16 protein-coding genes are annotated in these 15300 nt (G+C 70.8%); 11 read left to right on the forward strand and 5 right to left on the reverse strand.

Features of this window, described 5'->3' with window-relative positions:
• Positions 1 to 190 precede the first annotated feature (190 nt).
• The 3 genes from ACFYYF_RS13145 (at position 191) to ACFYYF_RS13155 (ending at position 2094) form a co-directional block, all read left to right on the forward strand.
• Complete coding sequence (locus tag ACFYYF_RS13145) at positions 191 to 682, forward strand: sortase (RefSeq protein ID WP_365481369.1); 492 nt, start codon at positions 191 to 193, stop codon at positions 680 to 682.
• A gap of 91 nt (positions 683 to 773) precedes the next feature.
• Positions 774 to 1466: a class F sortase gene (locus tag ACFYYF_RS13150; RefSeq protein WP_388774685.1), complete on the forward strand. Its 693-nt coding sequence runs from the start codon at positions 774 to 776 to the stop codon at positions 1464 to 1466.
• Between the two features lie 136 nt (positions 1467 to 1602).
• Positions 1603 to 2094 (forward strand): methyltransferase family protein, encoded by a 492-nt coding sequence (locus tag ACFYYF_RS13155; RefSeq protein WP_388774687.1) that lies wholly within the window; start codon positions 1603 to 1605, stop codon positions 2092 to 2094.
• Between the two features lie 92 nt (positions 2095 to 2186).
• Here ACFYYF_RS13155 and ACFYYF_RS13160 read toward each other — a convergent pair whose 3' ends face one another.
• Complete coding sequence (locus ACFYYF_RS13160; RefSeq protein WP_388774689.1) at positions 2187 to 2390, reverse strand: siderophore-interacting protein; 204 nt, start codon at positions 2388 to 2390, stop codon at positions 2187 to 2189.
• Between the two features lie 219 nt (positions 2391 to 2609).
• Between ACFYYF_RS13160 and ACFYYF_RS13165 the strand changes: the two genes are divergently transcribed.
• The gene (locus ACFYYF_RS13165; protein ID WP_388774692.1) at positions 2610 to 3821 is read left to right on the forward strand and encodes a GAF domain-containing protein; all 1212 of its coding nucleotides are present in this window, start codon (positions 2610 to 2612) and stop codon (positions 3819 to 3821) included.
• 222 nt (positions 3822 to 4043) lie between these two features.
• Positions 4044 to 4325 carry an ANTAR domain-containing protein gene (locus ACFYYF_RS13170; RefSeq protein WP_388774695.1) on the forward strand — a complete coding sequence of 94 codons (282 nt, stop codon included), beginning with the start codon at positions 4044 to 4046 and terminating at the stop codon, positions 4323 to 4325.
• A gap of 121 nt (positions 4326 to 4446) precedes the next feature.
• Here ACFYYF_RS13170 and ACFYYF_RS13175 read toward each other — a convergent pair whose 3' ends face one another.
• The 3 genes from ACFYYF_RS13175 to ACFYYF_RS13185 form a co-directional block, all read right to left on the reverse strand.
• Complete coding sequence (locus ACFYYF_RS13175) at positions 4447 to 5124, reverse strand: GAP family protein (protein WP_388774698.1); 678 nt, start codon at positions 5122 to 5124, stop codon at positions 4447 to 4449.
• A 160-nt stretch (positions 5125 to 5284) separates the two neighbouring features.
• Positions 5285 to 7582 carry a SpoIIE family protein phosphatase gene (locus ACFYYF_RS13180; protein WP_388774701.1) on the reverse strand — a complete coding sequence of 766 codons (2298 nt, stop codon included), beginning with the start codon at positions 7580 to 7582 and terminating at the stop codon, positions 5285 to 5287.
• Between the two features lie 427 nt (positions 7583 to 8009).
• A complete protein-coding gene (locus tag ACFYYF_RS13185) occupies positions 8010 to 8306 on the reverse strand; it encodes a winged helix-turn-helix transcriptional regulator (protein WP_388775694.1) in 297 nt (98 codons plus the stop codon).
• Between the two features lie 153 nt (positions 8307 to 8459).
• Between ACFYYF_RS13185 and ACFYYF_RS13190 the strand changes: the two genes are divergently transcribed.
• From ACFYYF_RS13190 to ACFYYF_RS13210, 5 genes are all read left to right on the forward strand, one after another.
• Positions 8460 to 9032: a carboxymuconolactone decarboxylase family protein gene (locus ACFYYF_RS13190; protein WP_388774703.1), complete on the forward strand. Its 573-nt coding sequence runs from the start codon at positions 8460 to 8462 to the stop codon at positions 9030 to 9032.
• Positions 9029 to 9967: a PhzF family phenazine biosynthesis protein gene (locus tag ACFYYF_RS13195; RefSeq protein WP_388774705.1), complete on the forward strand. Its 939-nt coding sequence runs from the start codon at positions 9029 to 9031 to the stop codon at positions 9965 to 9967. The genes ACFYYF_RS13190 and ACFYYF_RS13195 overlap by 4 nt, the downstream gene beginning before the upstream one ends.
• A gap of 285 nt (positions 9968 to 10252) precedes the next feature.
• Complete coding sequence (locus ACFYYF_RS13200; RefSeq protein WP_388774708.1) at positions 10253 to 12010, forward strand: hypothetical protein; 1758 nt, start codon at positions 10253 to 10255, stop codon at positions 12008 to 12010.
• A gap of 292 nt (positions 12011 to 12302) precedes the next feature.
• Positions 12303 to 13202: a GyrI-like domain-containing protein gene (locus ACFYYF_RS13205; protein WP_388774710.1), complete on the forward strand. Its 900-nt coding sequence runs from the start codon at positions 12303 to 12305 to the stop codon at positions 13200 to 13202.
• A gap of 196 nt (positions 13203 to 13398) precedes the next feature.
• Positions 13399 to 13569 (forward strand): hydrophobic protein, encoded by a 171-nt coding sequence (locus tag ACFYYF_RS13210; protein ID WP_355774985.1) that lies wholly within the window; start codon positions 13399 to 13401, stop codon positions 13567 to 13569.
• A gap of 277 nt (positions 13570 to 13846) precedes the next feature.
• Here the strand turns inward: ACFYYF_RS13210 and ACFYYF_RS13215 are convergent, their stop codons facing one another.
• Entirely contained in the window at positions 13847 to 14293 is a 447-nt protein-coding gene (locus tag ACFYYF_RS13215; RefSeq protein ID WP_388774713.1) for an anthrone oxygenase family protein, read from the reverse strand.
• A 91-nt stretch (positions 14294 to 14384) separates the two neighbouring features.
• On the opposite strand from ACFYYF_RS13215, the gene ACFYYF_RS13220 reads away from it, so the two are divergent.
• On the forward strand, positions 14385 to 14963 hold the full coding sequence (locus ACFYYF_RS13220; protein ID WP_365481397.1) for a TetR/AcrR family transcriptional regulator: 579 nt from the start codon (positions 14385 to 14387) through the stop codon (positions 14961 to 14963).
• The last annotated feature ends 337 nt before the right edge of the window (positions 14964 to 15300 follow it).

A 15300-nucleotide genomic window follows, 5' to 3' on the forward strand; every position in this document is an offset into this window, starting at 1 on the left:
GCCGCCACCGCGCGTCCACTTCGGGGACCTGCGCAAATGCTCCCCGCGCGAGCGAGCTACGCGGCTGCCCGGGTGACGCGTGGACCGGCGCCTCCTGTTGCGGAGCTGACGGAGCGTCGGTTTTCTCGTCTGTGGAGATCACAGGAGCGCCGAGCGGACAGGTCGGCCACTGCTTTGTCGGAGGATTCCCTTGCGAAACACACACGTTGGCGTCGGTGTCGGACTGCTCCTCGGCGTCCTGGCCCTGCAGAGCCCGGCCGCCGTGGCCGCCGGTGACACGGAGCTCCGTATCGACCCGGGGAGCGCCCAGCCCGGTTCCACGGTCACGGTCACGACCACCGCATGCGGCCCGGATGTGACGTACGGAAAGGGCGAGTCGACGGCGGGGGGCCAGTTCCACATGTTCGGCGGCGACCGCAAGGGCGTGCTCGTGGGTGAGTTCCAGATCCCGGCCGAGGGAGCGTCCGGCACCGACACCGTCACCGTGAAGTGCCCGCCCCGGATCAAGCTCACGGACACGTACGAGATCGCGGAACGGCAGCCGAACGGCGCCATCCACGCCGGGTTCGGCGACGCCCAGGACACCAACACCCAGGTCGCCATGGGCGGCGCGCTGATCACCGCGGCCGCGGCCGGCGCGCTGTACCGGATCCGCCGCCGCTCGCACGGCGCCCGGGCCTGACCCTCCGCCGCGGCCAGCCAGGCCCCGACCCCGTTCCCCGCACGGCGGGGAACGGACTCCATCCGGCTCCCTCCAGGCAAGAGGCCCGACGTTGAAGGAATCCAGGGACAAGGCCGACACGCCGAGGCGCACGTTCGTCCCACCGGTCACGTTTCTGATCGTGGCCCTGGTGGCGGGCATCCTGCTGGTGCTCGGCACGATGGTCGACAGGCGGCCCCCGCAACCCTCGGCCGACCAGGCCTTCCCCACCCCGCCGGCGGGCCTTGCCGCCCCGCCGGCACACTCCGCCGCCCCGCCGCTGCCTCGCTCCGAGCCCGTCCGCATCCGCATCCCCGCGATCGGTGTGAACGCCTCGCTGGCACGGCTGGGCCTCGACAGGGCGGGGGCTCTGCGGCCCCCGCCCGACGGCGACCCCGGTGTCGCCGGCTGGTACGGCGGGGGCACGGCACCGGGTTCGCGCGGCACGGCGGTGACCACGGGACACGTGGACACGCGCGACGGAAGCACCGGGGTGTTCTACCGGCTCGGTGCCGTCACCAAGGGCGAGACGATCGAGATCGACCGGGCGGACGGCCGTACCGCCGTCTTCACCGTGGACGCCGTGGAGGTCTACGACAAGGACCGATTCCCCGACAGGAAGGTCTACGGCCCTTCGGGCCGGCCCGAACTGCGGGTGATCACCTGCGGCGGCGGGGCCGGCGACGGCGGATACCGCGGCAACGTCGTGGTGTACGCGACCCTCACCGGCGCGCGGCACGACAAGAGCGGCGCCAAGGCGGGGTAGCGCGCCGTCCACCCGTCCCGGCCTCGGCGGCGGGGGCGACGGCGGGTGCGGGGGCGACCAGGGCCGGTGCGGGTGTCCCGGCGAACCCCGTTCCACACCGGTTTACACCACGGTGCGCCGCGGTCATCCTGGCTGAATGCGCAAGTCGGCCGCGGCAGTGGGCAGCTCGGTGTTCATGGCGCTTGCCCCGGGGACGGTGGCCGGTCTCGTCCCCTGGTTGCTGACCGGCTGGCAGACCGGTCACGGGTGGTTGCCGGTGCGCGTGCTGGGCGGCGTCCTGGTGGCCGCGGGCGCCGCAGTGCTGGTTCACGCGTTCGTGCGCTTCGTGGTCGAAGGGCTCGGCACGCCGGCACCGGTGGCACCGACCGAGCACCTGGTGGTCGGCGGCCTGTACCGGTACGTACGCAATCCGATGTACGTGGCGGTGGTGACGGTGATCGCCGGGCAGGGACTGCTGCTGTCCCGGCCGGTCCTGCTCGCGTACGCCGCGCTCGCCGGGGCGGCCATGTGGGCGTTCGCGACGCGGTACGAGGAGCCGACCCTGCTGTGCACGTTCGGCGCTGAGTACGAACGCTACCGCCGGGCCGTCCCGGGCTGGCGCCCGAGGCTGCGCCCCTGGCGGGGCTGATCATCCGACCCGGCTCCGCGCCTCGATGGACCGGCGACCGCTCCTCCCTCCGTTCGCCGGCCCGCCTCCGCTGGTAGAGAACGGCCAGGGCGTCACCGGGCTTGGCGTGGCAGGCAGACGGCCGCGCCGCCCTCGATCTCCCCGTCGGGTCCGCGGTGCACGACGAAGTCGATGTCCATCTCCGCCCCCTCGCGGCGGAAGTCGGCGACCGTGTGGTTGGCGCAGTGCGGACGCTCGTCCTCGGGAATGGCCAGGTACGGATGATACCGACGCGTCCCGGTGAACTCGTTGACCATCCGGCCCGCGCTGCCGAAGTGACGTGGTCGTGGGAGCGCGGGAGCGCGGCAACTCCGGGGTTCCAGCCGCATCCTGGCGGTCCGTCTCCGCGCTCACCGGCCGCGCGTCGAGGGACACTTCGGGCCATGCCTGGCATTGCGCCTTGCTCTTGGCATCCGTTCGGCGCGAAGGTGAAGCAGCGGCCGTCAGCGGCCGACGCTCCGGGAAGGACGGGCCGCATGTCTCAGGAACACGCGGTTGCCTCGCGGACCGGCCGTCGGGAGCTGAACTCGACGCTCGGGGTACGACGGGTGACGCACGGCGCCGACGTGATGTGTCTGTCCGGCATCCTCGACACCGAGGGCGCCGAGCTGCTCGGCCACGAACTGACCGCGCACCTTCGGACAGCGGGCCCGCACCGGCGGGTGATCCTCGATCTGACGGGACTGCGGCTGGTGAGCGCGGCCGGCATCCATGTGCTGGACAGCCACACACGTCACCTGTCCGACACCCCGATCCTGGTGATCGTCTCCACCCCGCACGTGCGGGAGATCTTCACCCTCTCCCCGGCTCCCGGCCTGCACGTCTGCCCGACCCTGGACGCGGCCCTGGCCGAACTGCCCCCGGCGGCACCGCGCCATCCCGTCCACATGGCGGACGGACCCAGGGACCGGGCGGACGACGTCATCGGCCCGCGCGCGAAGGCCCGTATCAGCGCCGTCATCGGAATGGCCCAGGGCATCGTGTTCGAGCGCTACGGGCTCACGGGCTCCCGAGCGGCATGCGACCTGTTGCGCGAGACCTCCCGCCTGCACAACGTCCCGTTGCGCGTCCTCGCCTCCGCCGTCGTCACCGCCCCGCGCCCGGCCGCGGGTTCGCCCGAGTGGTTCCCCGGCCGCCTGCGCACTCCCCCGCCCTCCCCCGAGCTGCTCGACATCCCCGAGCAAGGGGCGTACGACCTGCGGAAACTGCTCCGTACCCTCGTCCTGCAGGTCGTCACCGCCGCCGACGCGGACGGCGCGGAAGTACATCTGGTCGACCACGCGCTGGGGAACTCCCTCGTCCTGGAAGCCCACTCGGGTCTCGACGCCGCCTACCGGGATCGCGTGGCGCAGGTCAGCGAGCCGCCGGCCGTGTGCGCACGGGCCCGCCTGCTCGGACAACCGGTGTCCGTCACGGACGTCACGACCGACCCCTGTCTCGTCGCCGCCGGGGAGGGCCGCGGCGCGCCGGCCGTGGGCGGCCGCGCCCTGTACGCGGTGCCGGCCCTCGCCGAGGACGGCACCTGTGTGGGCGCCATCACCGTCCACCACGCGCGGCCTGGATCGTGGCTGACGCACGGACAGCTCACCGCGCTGCGGACCCTCGCCGACGACCTGGCGCGCTGGAACTCCTGGTACCGGCGCACGGTCGTCCTGGACGCGCTGGAACACCTCCACGCCCAGGGCTGACCAGGCCGAGAACGCTCCCGGAGCCCGAGCCGGCCCGGGTGATCCGCGTCTCTGAATGGCTCGGACGGAGCTTCCACCCGCCGTAACCGGGGCATGCGGGCAAGGACATGGACAAGCGGACATTCACGCATCGGAGACCAGACCGCGGAGGAAAGGGTGGCTGGGGGCGACGAGGTGGACTCAATCTCTTCGACGTCGTTGGAAGCGTGCGTCGCGGCGCGCGTGAGGGAGCTGGAGGGAGAGAACATCCAGCTCCAGCAGGCGCTGCGGTCGCACGCCGTGGTGGACCAGGCGATCGGCGTCGTGCTGGCCCTGGGAGGGCTGACGCCGCACGAGGGATGGGACGTGCTGCGGGCGATCTCGCAGCGGACGAACATCAAGCTGCGCAGCGTGGCGGAACTGCTCATCGAGTGGGTCAGGACCGAGGAGCTGCGCGCCGACGTCCGCGCGGAGCTGGAACACCAGCTCGCCCGGATCCCCGCACACCGCCAGACGGACACGTGACCCCCGCCGCCGTTCCCCACCGGACACCGGCGGACGGCCGTGTGACTCCTTGACGGGCTTCCCGGCCGGTGGTGCCGCCGCGGGCCGCACCACCGGTCGCCGGCCCGGTCCGGCGGACGCCTCAGCGGTCGAGGCCGGACAGGCCGTCACCCAGGATCTTGGCGCCCAGGAGCAGGAGCACGATCACCGTGATCACCGTGCTGTTGGTGACCATGAACTGCCTGATGCCGTCCAGCACCGACGCGGCACGCCGTCCTCCGACGAGGTGGAGGCCGACGGTGCCGAGGACCGTGCACGAGGCGATGAGGACGTAGACGGTGACGGCGACGACGAGACCGACGTCGTGCGCGCCGGCTTCGACGATCGACGTGGTGGCCGACGCGGTCAGGACGAGATTCTTCGGGTTGGCTCCCGACAGGAGGGCGCCCAGGAGCAGTGCCCGTGGGGCGGTGGCGTCGTCCAGGGAGGCCATCCAGCGCGGCTGTTCCGTCTGCTCACCGGCGCGCGGACGTTTCCACCACGTACGCACCCCGAGCACGATGAGGGCTCCGCCGGCGAGCACCCGTCCCCAGTCCGCGACCGCCGACGACGTGCTGTCGGGGTCGTCGGCCCCGCCGAAGAGCAACGCGATGAGCGTCGCCGCGATCGTGAGGCCGGTGATCCATCCGGCCGCGAAGAGCAGGCCGTTGCGCCGGCCGTGCGCGCCGGACAGGATCAGGATGATTCCGATCAGAGGGAAGGGACTGAGCGCCACCGCCAACGCGGCCGGCAGCATCGCCCCCATCGCCTGGCCGAGCACGGGCTCCCCTTCCACGTCGTGCGCCGGGGAGGGCACCTATCGCCGAGGTCATCCCGATGCTGCCCCAGCGGGGACTCTCGCGCCTTCCGGACGCGCCCACGTCACCCGTCTGCAGATCGGAGGCGGGACGCGGAGGGTCCCGGGCGTTCGGTCGCCGGCTTCAGGCTTCGTCGGCCTTCAGCAGCAGTACGGCGATGTCGTCGGTCGGCAGGCCGTGGGGCCAGGAGTGGAGGATGAGCTTGTCGACGAGCCGGGCCGGCCGTGACGGGCTCGCGAGGAGTTGGGCGAGTGCGCCGGTCAGCCGGTCGAGGTCGGTGCCGGGCACCTCGACCAGCCCGTCGGTGTACAGGGCGAGAGTCGTCCCCGGCGGCATCGGGACCGTGGTGATCGGGTACGGGAGGTCGACGCCGATGCCGAGCAACGGACCGGGATCGATCTCGAGCACGCCGGGGCGCTCCCCGGGCCGGTGCAGCAGCGGCGGCACGTGCCCCGCGCTGGCCAGGCCTATCTGCCCGCGGGCCAGGTCGATGTGCGCGTACAGACAGGAGACGAGGAGGTCGGGTTCCAGGTCGGCGAGGACGCGGTTGGTGCGGGCGAGCACTTCGTCGGGCCGCGCGCCCGCGGTGGCGTGGACGGCCGTACGGACCTGTCCCATGAGCGCGGCGGCCGCCACGTTGTGCCCCTGGACGTCGCCGATGACGGCCGCCGCGGTCGTGTGGTCGAGCCGGATGAGGTCGTAGAAGTCGCCGCCCACGTCCACGCCGTGGCCGGCGGGAAGGTAACGCGCCGCCACGTCCAGGCCACTGAAGGTGGGCAGGCTGCGCGGAAGGAGGGCCTTCTGGAGCGTGTGGGCCAGGGCGTGCGTGGCGTCGTAGAGGCGCGCCCGGTCCAGGGCCTGGGCGACGAGGCCGCCCAGCGACGTGAGGATGGCCCGGTCGTCGGCGGTGAAGAGGTGGGGACGGGCGTAGGTGAGGATGCAGCAGCCCACGGGGCGGGAGTCGCTGATGAGCGGGAGGAAGGCCCATGCCTGCTTTCCGCTGATCCGTGGTGCGGCGGGATAGTCGCGGGCGAGTTCGCCGGGGTCGGCGAAGAACAGGGGGACCCCTCTGAGCAGTGCCTCGCCCGCGGGGGTCAGGCTGGTGTCCACCGGGAGACCGTCGAGGCTCTCGATGACCTGCCGGTCGTAGCCGTGGTGACCCATGATCCTCAGGCGTCCGGCGTCGGCCGCGGACAGGATCATGCCGTCGGCCCCGAACGCGGGCAGGATCTGCGCGGCGATCAGGTCGACCACGTCCTGCACACCGACGACGTCGGTGAGGGCCGCCGCCAGGTGCACGAGCTGGTACAGGCGGCCGACGGACGCCCCGGGCGTGGTCGCGGCCGCCGTCGTGGGCGGGTCGCCGGACCCTGAGCGACGTACGTCGACGCGGACGCTGATCCCGCTGGAATCGGGGTGGAGATCGATGTCGAGCCAGGTGTCCGGCGGCCGCAGGACGGTGAAGCCGACGGGCTCACGGCTGATGACCGCGGTGCGGTAGTGGTCCTCGACGAGGACCTGGTCCATCCAGGGCAGGGACTGCCAGGGCCTGGTTCCCAGGAGCTGGCTGACGTGACGGCCGAGCAGGGAGGCGGCCCGGCTGGTGATGAAGGTGATCCTGCCCTCCAGGTCGAGGGCGACGAAGCCCTCCGGCAGCCGTTCCAGGAGATCGGCGGGCGCGTGGGCGGACAGGGCGAAGTACTCGGAAGCGCCGTCCACGGGGATCATGTGCGGCTCGTCCGGCGGTACGAAATTCCTGCCGGTGTCCTCGATGATCCGGGCGACGCGTCTGCCGAGGGCGGCGAGGTTCCCCATCTCCCGCGGCGAGGCCCGGCCCGAGTGGTCGGCCGGCCAGGTCAGGAACAGCGCACCCCAGGAGCGAATCCGGCCGGAGAGCGGAGCCGCCGCGAAGGCGTAGCGGTAGGGCAGCGCCGCCGCGGTCTGCGGATAGGCTAGGGCCATCTCCTCCTGCGAGCCGACCCACACGACCCGGTCCTCACGGAACGCGTCGCCGACCGGCACGGACGCCGTCGCGGGCACCTGCAACCAGGACGCGGCGACTTCGCCGGACAGCCCGCACGCCACCTTCAGGCTCAGGAGCTGCCTGGTCTCGTCCACGAGGTAGATGCCGCCGCCCGAGGCCCCGGTGCGACGGACGGCCAGCGCCAGCGCGTCGGCCAGGGGCTCGACACCGCTCGCCTTCACGGCGGGGCTGGGCTTCCCGACGGGGCTGCTCGGCGTCCCAGCAGTGCTCCTCGACGTCCCGACAGGGCTCGACGTCCCGACGGGGCTCGGGTTCTCGCCGGGGCTCGCCTTCTCGTCATGCGCTCCGCCAGGCTCCGCGGAGCCGCCCGGCCCCTTCCGTCGAAGGGCCTCCGCGGCACCGCCCGGCTCCTCGGCGGGGATCGGCTCAGTTGCCATGATCGACTCCTTGGCGCGGCCCGGACTCACCCTTCACGGAAACCGTCGGCACAGCGGTGCGCTGCCTCCGCAGCCGCACTCGACGGTCCGGTTCGCGTGCTCCTGCGTCCTCACACGGCAGCGCCGTAGCCCTGGGCCGGACTACCCGTCCGGCCACCAGGTTCGCGCGATGTCCTTTCGGACCTCGGGACGCGGACGCCGCTCCGCCTCCTCGGACACACGGCGACTGGGCTCGGACTTCCTGTCGGGCTTCTTCTGCACTGTCTCTCGACGCATCGTCCCGCCTCCCTCGCCTCTCCCAGGTTCCTCAATGCGATCGATTTAGGCACATTTCAACCGCATTGCTCAGATGTGAGCCTTCACCTGTTCGCGCGCCCTGTCCACCCACGGCCCGCAGCGCCGCCCGAAGGTCACCGATCCGAGCGCTTCACGGCTCGACGGGAGCGTGACCGTCCTGTTCCTGCTCCTCGGCCCAGGCCGCCGCCCAGGCGTCGAGGGGACGAAGTGCGTCACCGAGGGCCGATCCCAGCGGGGTGAGTTCATAGCCGTCGGCCCCACTGGCGATGATCCCGTTCGCCGTGAGCTCGCGGAGGCGCTGATAGAGGACGCTGGACGACAGCCCTTCGCACCGCGCCAGCAGCGCGCGGGCACCGAGCGGACCCGCGCGCAGCTCCCAGAGGACGCGCAGCGCCCAGCGGCGTCCGAAGAGGTCCATCGCGGCCATGATCGGGCGCCCGGTGGTCGAGCCACGGACCGACGTTCCCGGCCGAGGTGTGGACATGGCTCTCCTCGATTCTGCTTGCGTTTCGTTATTCGAAACACTAGCATCGGCGACCGCGCGTTTCTTATTTCGAAACAACGCCTCTCGGGAGAGCCGATGCCCCGCATAGCCCCGCTGGAGCCGCCGTACACCGACCAGGCCGACGCTCTGTTCGCACGCATGATGCCCGGCGGAGCCCCACCGATCGGACTGTTCCGGATGTTCGCCAGGAACCTCCCGATGACCGGCGCGATGCACGGCTGGGGTCGCTACGAGCTGGGCCGGCAACTGACGCTCACCGCACGGGACCGCGAGATCGTCATCGACCGGACGTGCGCGCTGTGCGGCTGCTCGTACGAATGGGGCGTGCACGTGATGACGTACGCCGAGCGGGTCGGACTCACCCACGAGCAGACCGCGTCGCTGGTTCACGGCGGTCCCTCCGACGCCTGCTGGACGTCCGAGCGGGAACGGCTGCTCATCCAGGCCGTCGACGCGCTGCACGAGCACTCCGACATCGACGACGCGCTGTGGGCACGGCTCGCGTCGGTCTTCGACGACCTCCAGTTGCTGGACCTGCTCCTGCTGTGCCGCTGGTACCACGCCGTCAGCTTCGCCGCGCGGGCCGCGCGCCCGCCGCACGAGCCCGGCGCACCGGACTTCGCCGACTTCCTTCCCGGACCTCGGTGACTCGCCGCCCTTCCCGGCCGCCCGCCGTCCCGCACGACGTGCCCGTCGGGATCGTGCGCGCGTGCCTGCGCGACGGCCGTGGCGGCAGTCCGACCGCGGTCGTGGACGAGCGGCGACCGGCCGGAACCGACAGTCCGCTGACCGATGCCGAGCGGCGCCGCGTGCCCGCCCGGTCCGGCACCTCTCACGCCGTCTTCCTCTCGTACGACCCGTCTCCGGGGAACGATCACGCGGACGTACGGCCCGTCGTCTCGGCGCGCTTCTTCACCACGGAGGGGGAGTTGCCCGCGTGCGGCCACGGCACGGTCGCGGCCCTGGCCTTCCTCGCGGCGCACCCGGGCCACGGGGAACACCGGGTCGACGTGCGGGTGTCGGGGCGAGTCATCGAGGGGCGCGCGGTCCACGGGGCGTCGGCGGGATCCACGGATGTCACCTTCGCGGCTGGACCGATCCACCTGCGTGAGCCCACACCGCGGGAACTCGCCCTGCTCCTCCCGGCCTTGCACCTACCCGCGACCGTCGCGTCGGAGGCTCGCGTGGCAACACTGGGGCGCCCGCGACTACTTGTCCCCGTCAGCGCCCGGTCGGTACTCGCGGCCCTGACCCCGCACCCCGCCCGGCTCGCCGCCGCGTGCGACCGCCTGAGCCTGCTGGGCTGCTTCGTCCACCACTCCCCCGGGCCGGACACGGACCGGGTCACGGCCCGCATGTTCGCCCCCTCGATCGGCGTGCCCGAGGACATCGCCAACGTGAACAGTTCAGCGTGCCTGGCCGCCCACCTGCTCACCCGTCACGGCACGCCCCGGATCGAGGTCGACATGGGCGATGCTTTGGGCTGCCCCTCCACCATCACCGCCACGGTACGCAGTACCTCACCGGGTGCAATGGTCGACATCACCGGTGCCGCGAGGATCGACCGCGTACAGCGGCCCTGATGTAGTGTGCGCCGTTCACCCCGGCCCGTCGGAGCAGCCGGACAGCGTCGGTGCCGACACCTACGACCTGTTCCTCACGAACTAGGTCCACCTGATGGCGTGCCCGACCCACTGCGACCTGGGGGCGGTGTGGCCGGTGCCAGAACTGACCGGCGCATCCTGCCACTCGGCGAGCCACAGGATGGAATCCACGTTGCCGCTGAGGTGCGGGGCATCACGCCGTAGACTCCGACCGGGAACGCCGACGGCGTCTGGCCGTCGCGCGCCCTTTCGGGGAGGAATCGCATGCAGGACCCTTCGGACTCGATGGAAGTCGCCGAGCCTGAGGAGAACGGCCCTGGCAATACAGCCGATTCACCTGTTGCGAACCAGTCGGTGTCCGACTCGATCGATGCGACGATGGCGTCCACCATCCTGGTAGAGGTGCTTCCAGGGGTGGCACTCGTCGCGGGTGAGGTCCCGCCAGAACTGAAGCCCGATCTCATCGACTTCGGAATCGTGCCGGCTGCCGACCGCGAGCAGATCTCAGCCATCCTCAGCTCGATCGGGAATGCCGCGACCGTGGTCGGCAATCTCGGAAACGCATTCGCCGGAGTGCAGGGGCTCTACAGGATCGGCGACACGGCACAGGCCCTCCTGAAGAGCGGCGCGACACTCGCCGCCAAGGACGGCGGGTACCTCGGAACGGTGATGGTTCCTGGCCGCTTCCTGCATCAGGCTCGCTTCTACCCGGTGACCGCGGTGAACAAGGCGCGGACCGCGGCCTCGATCGGGCCGGCGCTGGCCATGGTCGGCCTTCAGATGATGCTGAGTGAGGTCTCGGGCCTAGTCAGGACCAACCTCGTGGTGACAGGCCAGGTTCTGGCGGACCTCCGCAAGAATCAGTGGGCCGAACTGACCGGACTCGTAGCCTCCATCGATCGCGCGGTCGACCAGGCGCGAGAGATCGAGTCGGTCCCGGCGTCGTTGTGGGAGGACGTCGCGGGCAGTGGAGCGCTGCTGCAGAAGCAGCTTGAGCTTTACCAGGGGAACGTCCGCGACCACGTCAAGCAGCTCGGCCGGCCCGACGCACGCAGCCATCGCGAGTATCTCCAGACGAACGCCGAGGCGATCGCGTTCGACGCCCACGCCCTCTTGTCCTCCCTCAAGGCGTGGACCGGATATCACGCGCTCCGCGCCGCCAGAGCGAGAGCCGCCGGCCGCGAAGACACCGCCGAGGCGCAGTATGCCGAGGTCATCGCGCGTGACACTCGCGCCGAGTTCGACGCCACGCTCTCCGAGGCGACGAGCCTCGTCAACGCACTGACACGGGAGCTGCGGATCAGCAGCGAACTCCCGGGACCCGACGCATGGCCGATGCCAGGAAAGCGGAAAGAAGTGAAGGCGGCCCGCGAAATCTCCGCCCGTCTTTTGGAGATGATCGAGCCTCTTGCCGACTCCCTTCAACCGCCGGCCCCTCCGCTCGAGGCTCCGGGGGTGGTATGCGCACCCGAGTCGATGGATATCGAGCCCTACCTTCGCATCCTGCGATGGCTCATCGATGCCGAAGAGACACTGTGTGTCCTCGGGTTCGCCGACCAGTTCGACGCCCTCGGTCCCCTTTCCGCGATCGTCGGCGGGGCGAAGGAGAAGTTGGCGGCGGCACGGGACAAGGCCTCGGCAAAGACACTGGTCGCCGTCACGGATCGTCGCGTCATCACGGCCAGAACAACCCCGTTCCTCGAACAAGCGGAGATCCAGCAAGACATCTCACTCGACCTGGTGCGATACGTCCGAGCGACGACCACACAGGACAAAAGCGCTCGCTTGGCCATCGATCTCATCACGCGCGACGAGAACCTCCGATGGCTCTTCCAGACCGAGATCGACAACACGCAAGTGAACGCGCTCGCCGCCGTCCTGGCCGAAGCGATGACCATCCCCGACGTCGAACGCGAAGAACTTCAGCGGCGCGGGCGTGCCGGCATCGAGGCGGCCGACAAGGGCGAGAACACCGGCACGGAGCCCACCGAACCGACGCAGCCTCTGGCGACCCGTTCCTGACGGATACCGCACTCGCCCCGTTCGCCGACCGAATCTCCGCTCCTCGGCGCACGATGTCGCGTTTTTCGACGTCCGGCAGGACCACGGGGACGCCCGGCGGTACGGGGTGGCCACTTCCGTGGCGAGAGGGCCGTCGGTCTCGGCGGCCCGCAACGTCCCGTGCCGGGCCCACGGCCCAGGTTCCTCTCCGCCCCGGCGGCCCCTCCCACCCGACCGGAGCGGGCACAGGATGTCGGGTGCGGCAGGCTTGGTCCTTCCTAACGTGGGTGATCGAAAGGGAAGGAGGCCGGGATTGCTGGATCGGTTGAACCAGGCCATGGAGCACATCGAGGAACACCTCGACGGTCGGATCGAGGTGACCGAACTGGCCCGGATCTCGGTCACGTCGGAGTACCACTTCCGGCGGCTCTTCTCCTCGCTGGCGGGGATGCCGCTGTCGGAGTACGTCCGACGCCGCCGGCTCACCGTCGCGGGGGCCGAAGTCCTGGCCGGGGAGAAGACGTTGCTGGAGATCGCGATCCGCTACGGCTACACGTCGGGGGAGGCTTTCGCCCGGGCGTTCCGCGCGGTGCACGGCGTCGGCCCCGGCGAGGCCAGGCGCACCGGCGCGGCCCTGAACTCGCAGGCCCGGCTCTCCTTCCGCCTCACCGTCGAAGGGAACAGCACCATGCGGTACCGCATCGTGGAGAAGGAAGCATTCCGGGTCGTCGGCAGGAGGGCCCGCGTCCCGCTGATCTACGAGGGCGTCAACCCGCACATCGCGGAGCACATCCGGAGCATCCCGCCGGAGACGATGCTGCGGATCGCGGGGCTCTCGGACGGCGACCCGGAGGGCGTGGTGTCGGCCACCGTGCGTCTGCCGGACGGCCCGGGCGGCTCGAGTGACTTGAGCGGCTTCGAGGAGGGCAGCGAACTCGACTACTACCACGCCGTGGTGAGCACGGCCGCCGAAGCGCCGGAGGATCTCGACGTGCTGGACTGTCCGGCGGGCACCTGGGCCGTGTTCGACAACACCGGGCCGTTTCCGCAGGCGCTGCAGCAGATGTGGGGTGACGTCGCCGCCCAGTGGATGCCGTCGAACCCGTACGAATACCGGCCGGGCCCCGAGATCCTTCGGACCCGCCCGTCGCAGGACGACCCCGGACACTCCCACTCGCAACTGTGGATCCCGGTGACCCGCGGGACCCCCTGAGGCGGAGGATGCGCCGGCGACCGCGACCGTCGTAAGGCCGGACCCGCTCAGGCGGGTGTCCTCATTACCCCGAATCCGAAACTCGAATCCGGAATTTCCGCTGTGAATTCCTTGGCAGCGGGATCCGCAAGAAAGCGAGATTGCCAGGTATGGGGATCGGCCCGCCGGGCATCCGATGCCACGGAGGTTGATAACTATGGTTCCCGTTCTTCTCGTTCTTCTGCTCGCGCTGATCCTCTTCGGTGCCGGTTTCGCGCTCAAGGCGCTGTGGTGGATCGCGGTCATCGTGCTCATCGTGTGGGCACTCGGCTTCGTGATCCGCCCGACGGCGAGCGGCGGCCGGCGTGGTCGCTGGTACCGCTGGTGACTCTCGCCGACCGGCGATATCCACGGGTGGGCCCCGGAGCTTCGGCGCCGGGGCCCACCCGTTTCCGCTCTCCGTATCCGCATGGCCCGATCGCGGTCGATCTTCAGTTTCGGGGTACCGGGAAGGCGGTGAAGCCACCGAATTCGATGGCTCTCAAAGACCTCGAAGAGACCGACCCCAAAGCGGGGCTTGCAGGAGAACTTCTCCGGCAGGCCCCGCTGCACGTGCGCCGCCGTCAGGAGACGGTGGCCGGACACCGCGTGTGTCCTCGGAAGGTTCAGGCGAGGGCAGAGACCAACAGGGCGAACGCGGCGATGATGACGGCGACGCGGACGTAGTGGAATCGGTCCCAGCGGTTCATCTGCTGCTTCCAGTCGGCGGGCAGGCCGTCGGCGGTCCACGTCTTGACCCGGTTGTTGATCGGGACGAGCAGCAGGATCGACATGACCACGCTGAGGATCAGCAGCCCGGCGGCGGTGACGACGAGGCCGGCGCCGTCGTGGTCCCACCCGGCGATGACCCAGATCACACTGAGGACGAGCGAGCTGATGTACCAGACCGGCATCACGGCGCCGAGCAGTCGGGCTCCGTGGGTGCGGCCGCGCAGGCCGTTGTCGCCGGGGAGGGCACCGAGGATCGCGTTGACGAAGAAGGCGACGGAGAACTCCACCCCCACCATCACGCCGACGACCACGGTGGTGAAGACCTCGAGTGCGTTGAGCATGATGACCCCTCCTGGGATCTAGCGCCGCTAGATGTTGATGCAACGCTAGACCTATCCCCGCTTGCTTGTCTAGCGGTGCTAGGATCCAGTCATGTCGGTACAGGAACGCAAGGAGCGCGAGCGGGCGAGCCGCGAGCGCCTCATCGTGGCGACGGCCCGCGAACTCGCGGAGCAGCAGGGCTGGGACGCGGTCACCACGCGCCGGCTCGCCGAGCGCATCGAGTACAGCCAGCCCGTCCTCTACAGTCACTTCCGCGGCAAGCGCGAGATCATCGGCGCCGTGGCCCTGGAGGGCGCCTCCGAGATGGCCGCGGCACTGCGGGCCGCGGCCGCCACCGCGGACGGCCCGCGCGCCCGGGTCACCGCCCTCGCCCGCGCCTACCTCGACTTCGCCGAGCGCAACCCGGCTGTCTACGACGCCCTGTTCCAGCTCGACGGCGGCCTCGCGTTCGCGCACGAGGACACTCCGGAGCCGCTGAAGGACGCCTTCGCCGCCCTGCTGGAGAGTCTGGGCGAAGTCGCCGGAGACGGCGTCCACCCGGGGCTGTTCACCGAGGTGTTCTGGGCGGCCCTGCACGGGCTGGCGACCCTGACCCGGGCGGGACGGCTTCCCCCGGGGGACGCCGAACGGAGAGCGGAGCTGCTGGTGGACCGGCTCGCCGTGACCTGACGCGCCGTCCCGCCGCGTGGGCAGGCGGGTGGGCAGCCAGGCGGATGCCTCGCGACCCTGGGACTCGACGGCCCGCCCAGGGCATCGACTCTGATCACGCCCGCCCACGCAGTTCAGCGTCGACCGGACCCCGAAGATCGCCGACGAGAACGGTCCCTCCGACCCAGCCGCGGATCGCCGGAGTCCGGCTCCGATCCCGACGGGAGAACGCCGGAGACCGACTCCGGCGCAAGGGCCGTACAGGCGGGGCGTATCGTCGAGACCAGCGACGATACAAAAGCTATTCACTTGTTCCGCCCGGGACCTCGACACCTGGACGGACCAAGGGACGGGGGCA

The organism is Streptomyces sp. NPDC001914 (assembly GCF_042891215.1).
Taxonomy (GTDB): domain Bacteria; phylum Actinomycetota; class Actinomycetes; order Streptomycetales; family Streptomycetaceae; genus Streptomyces.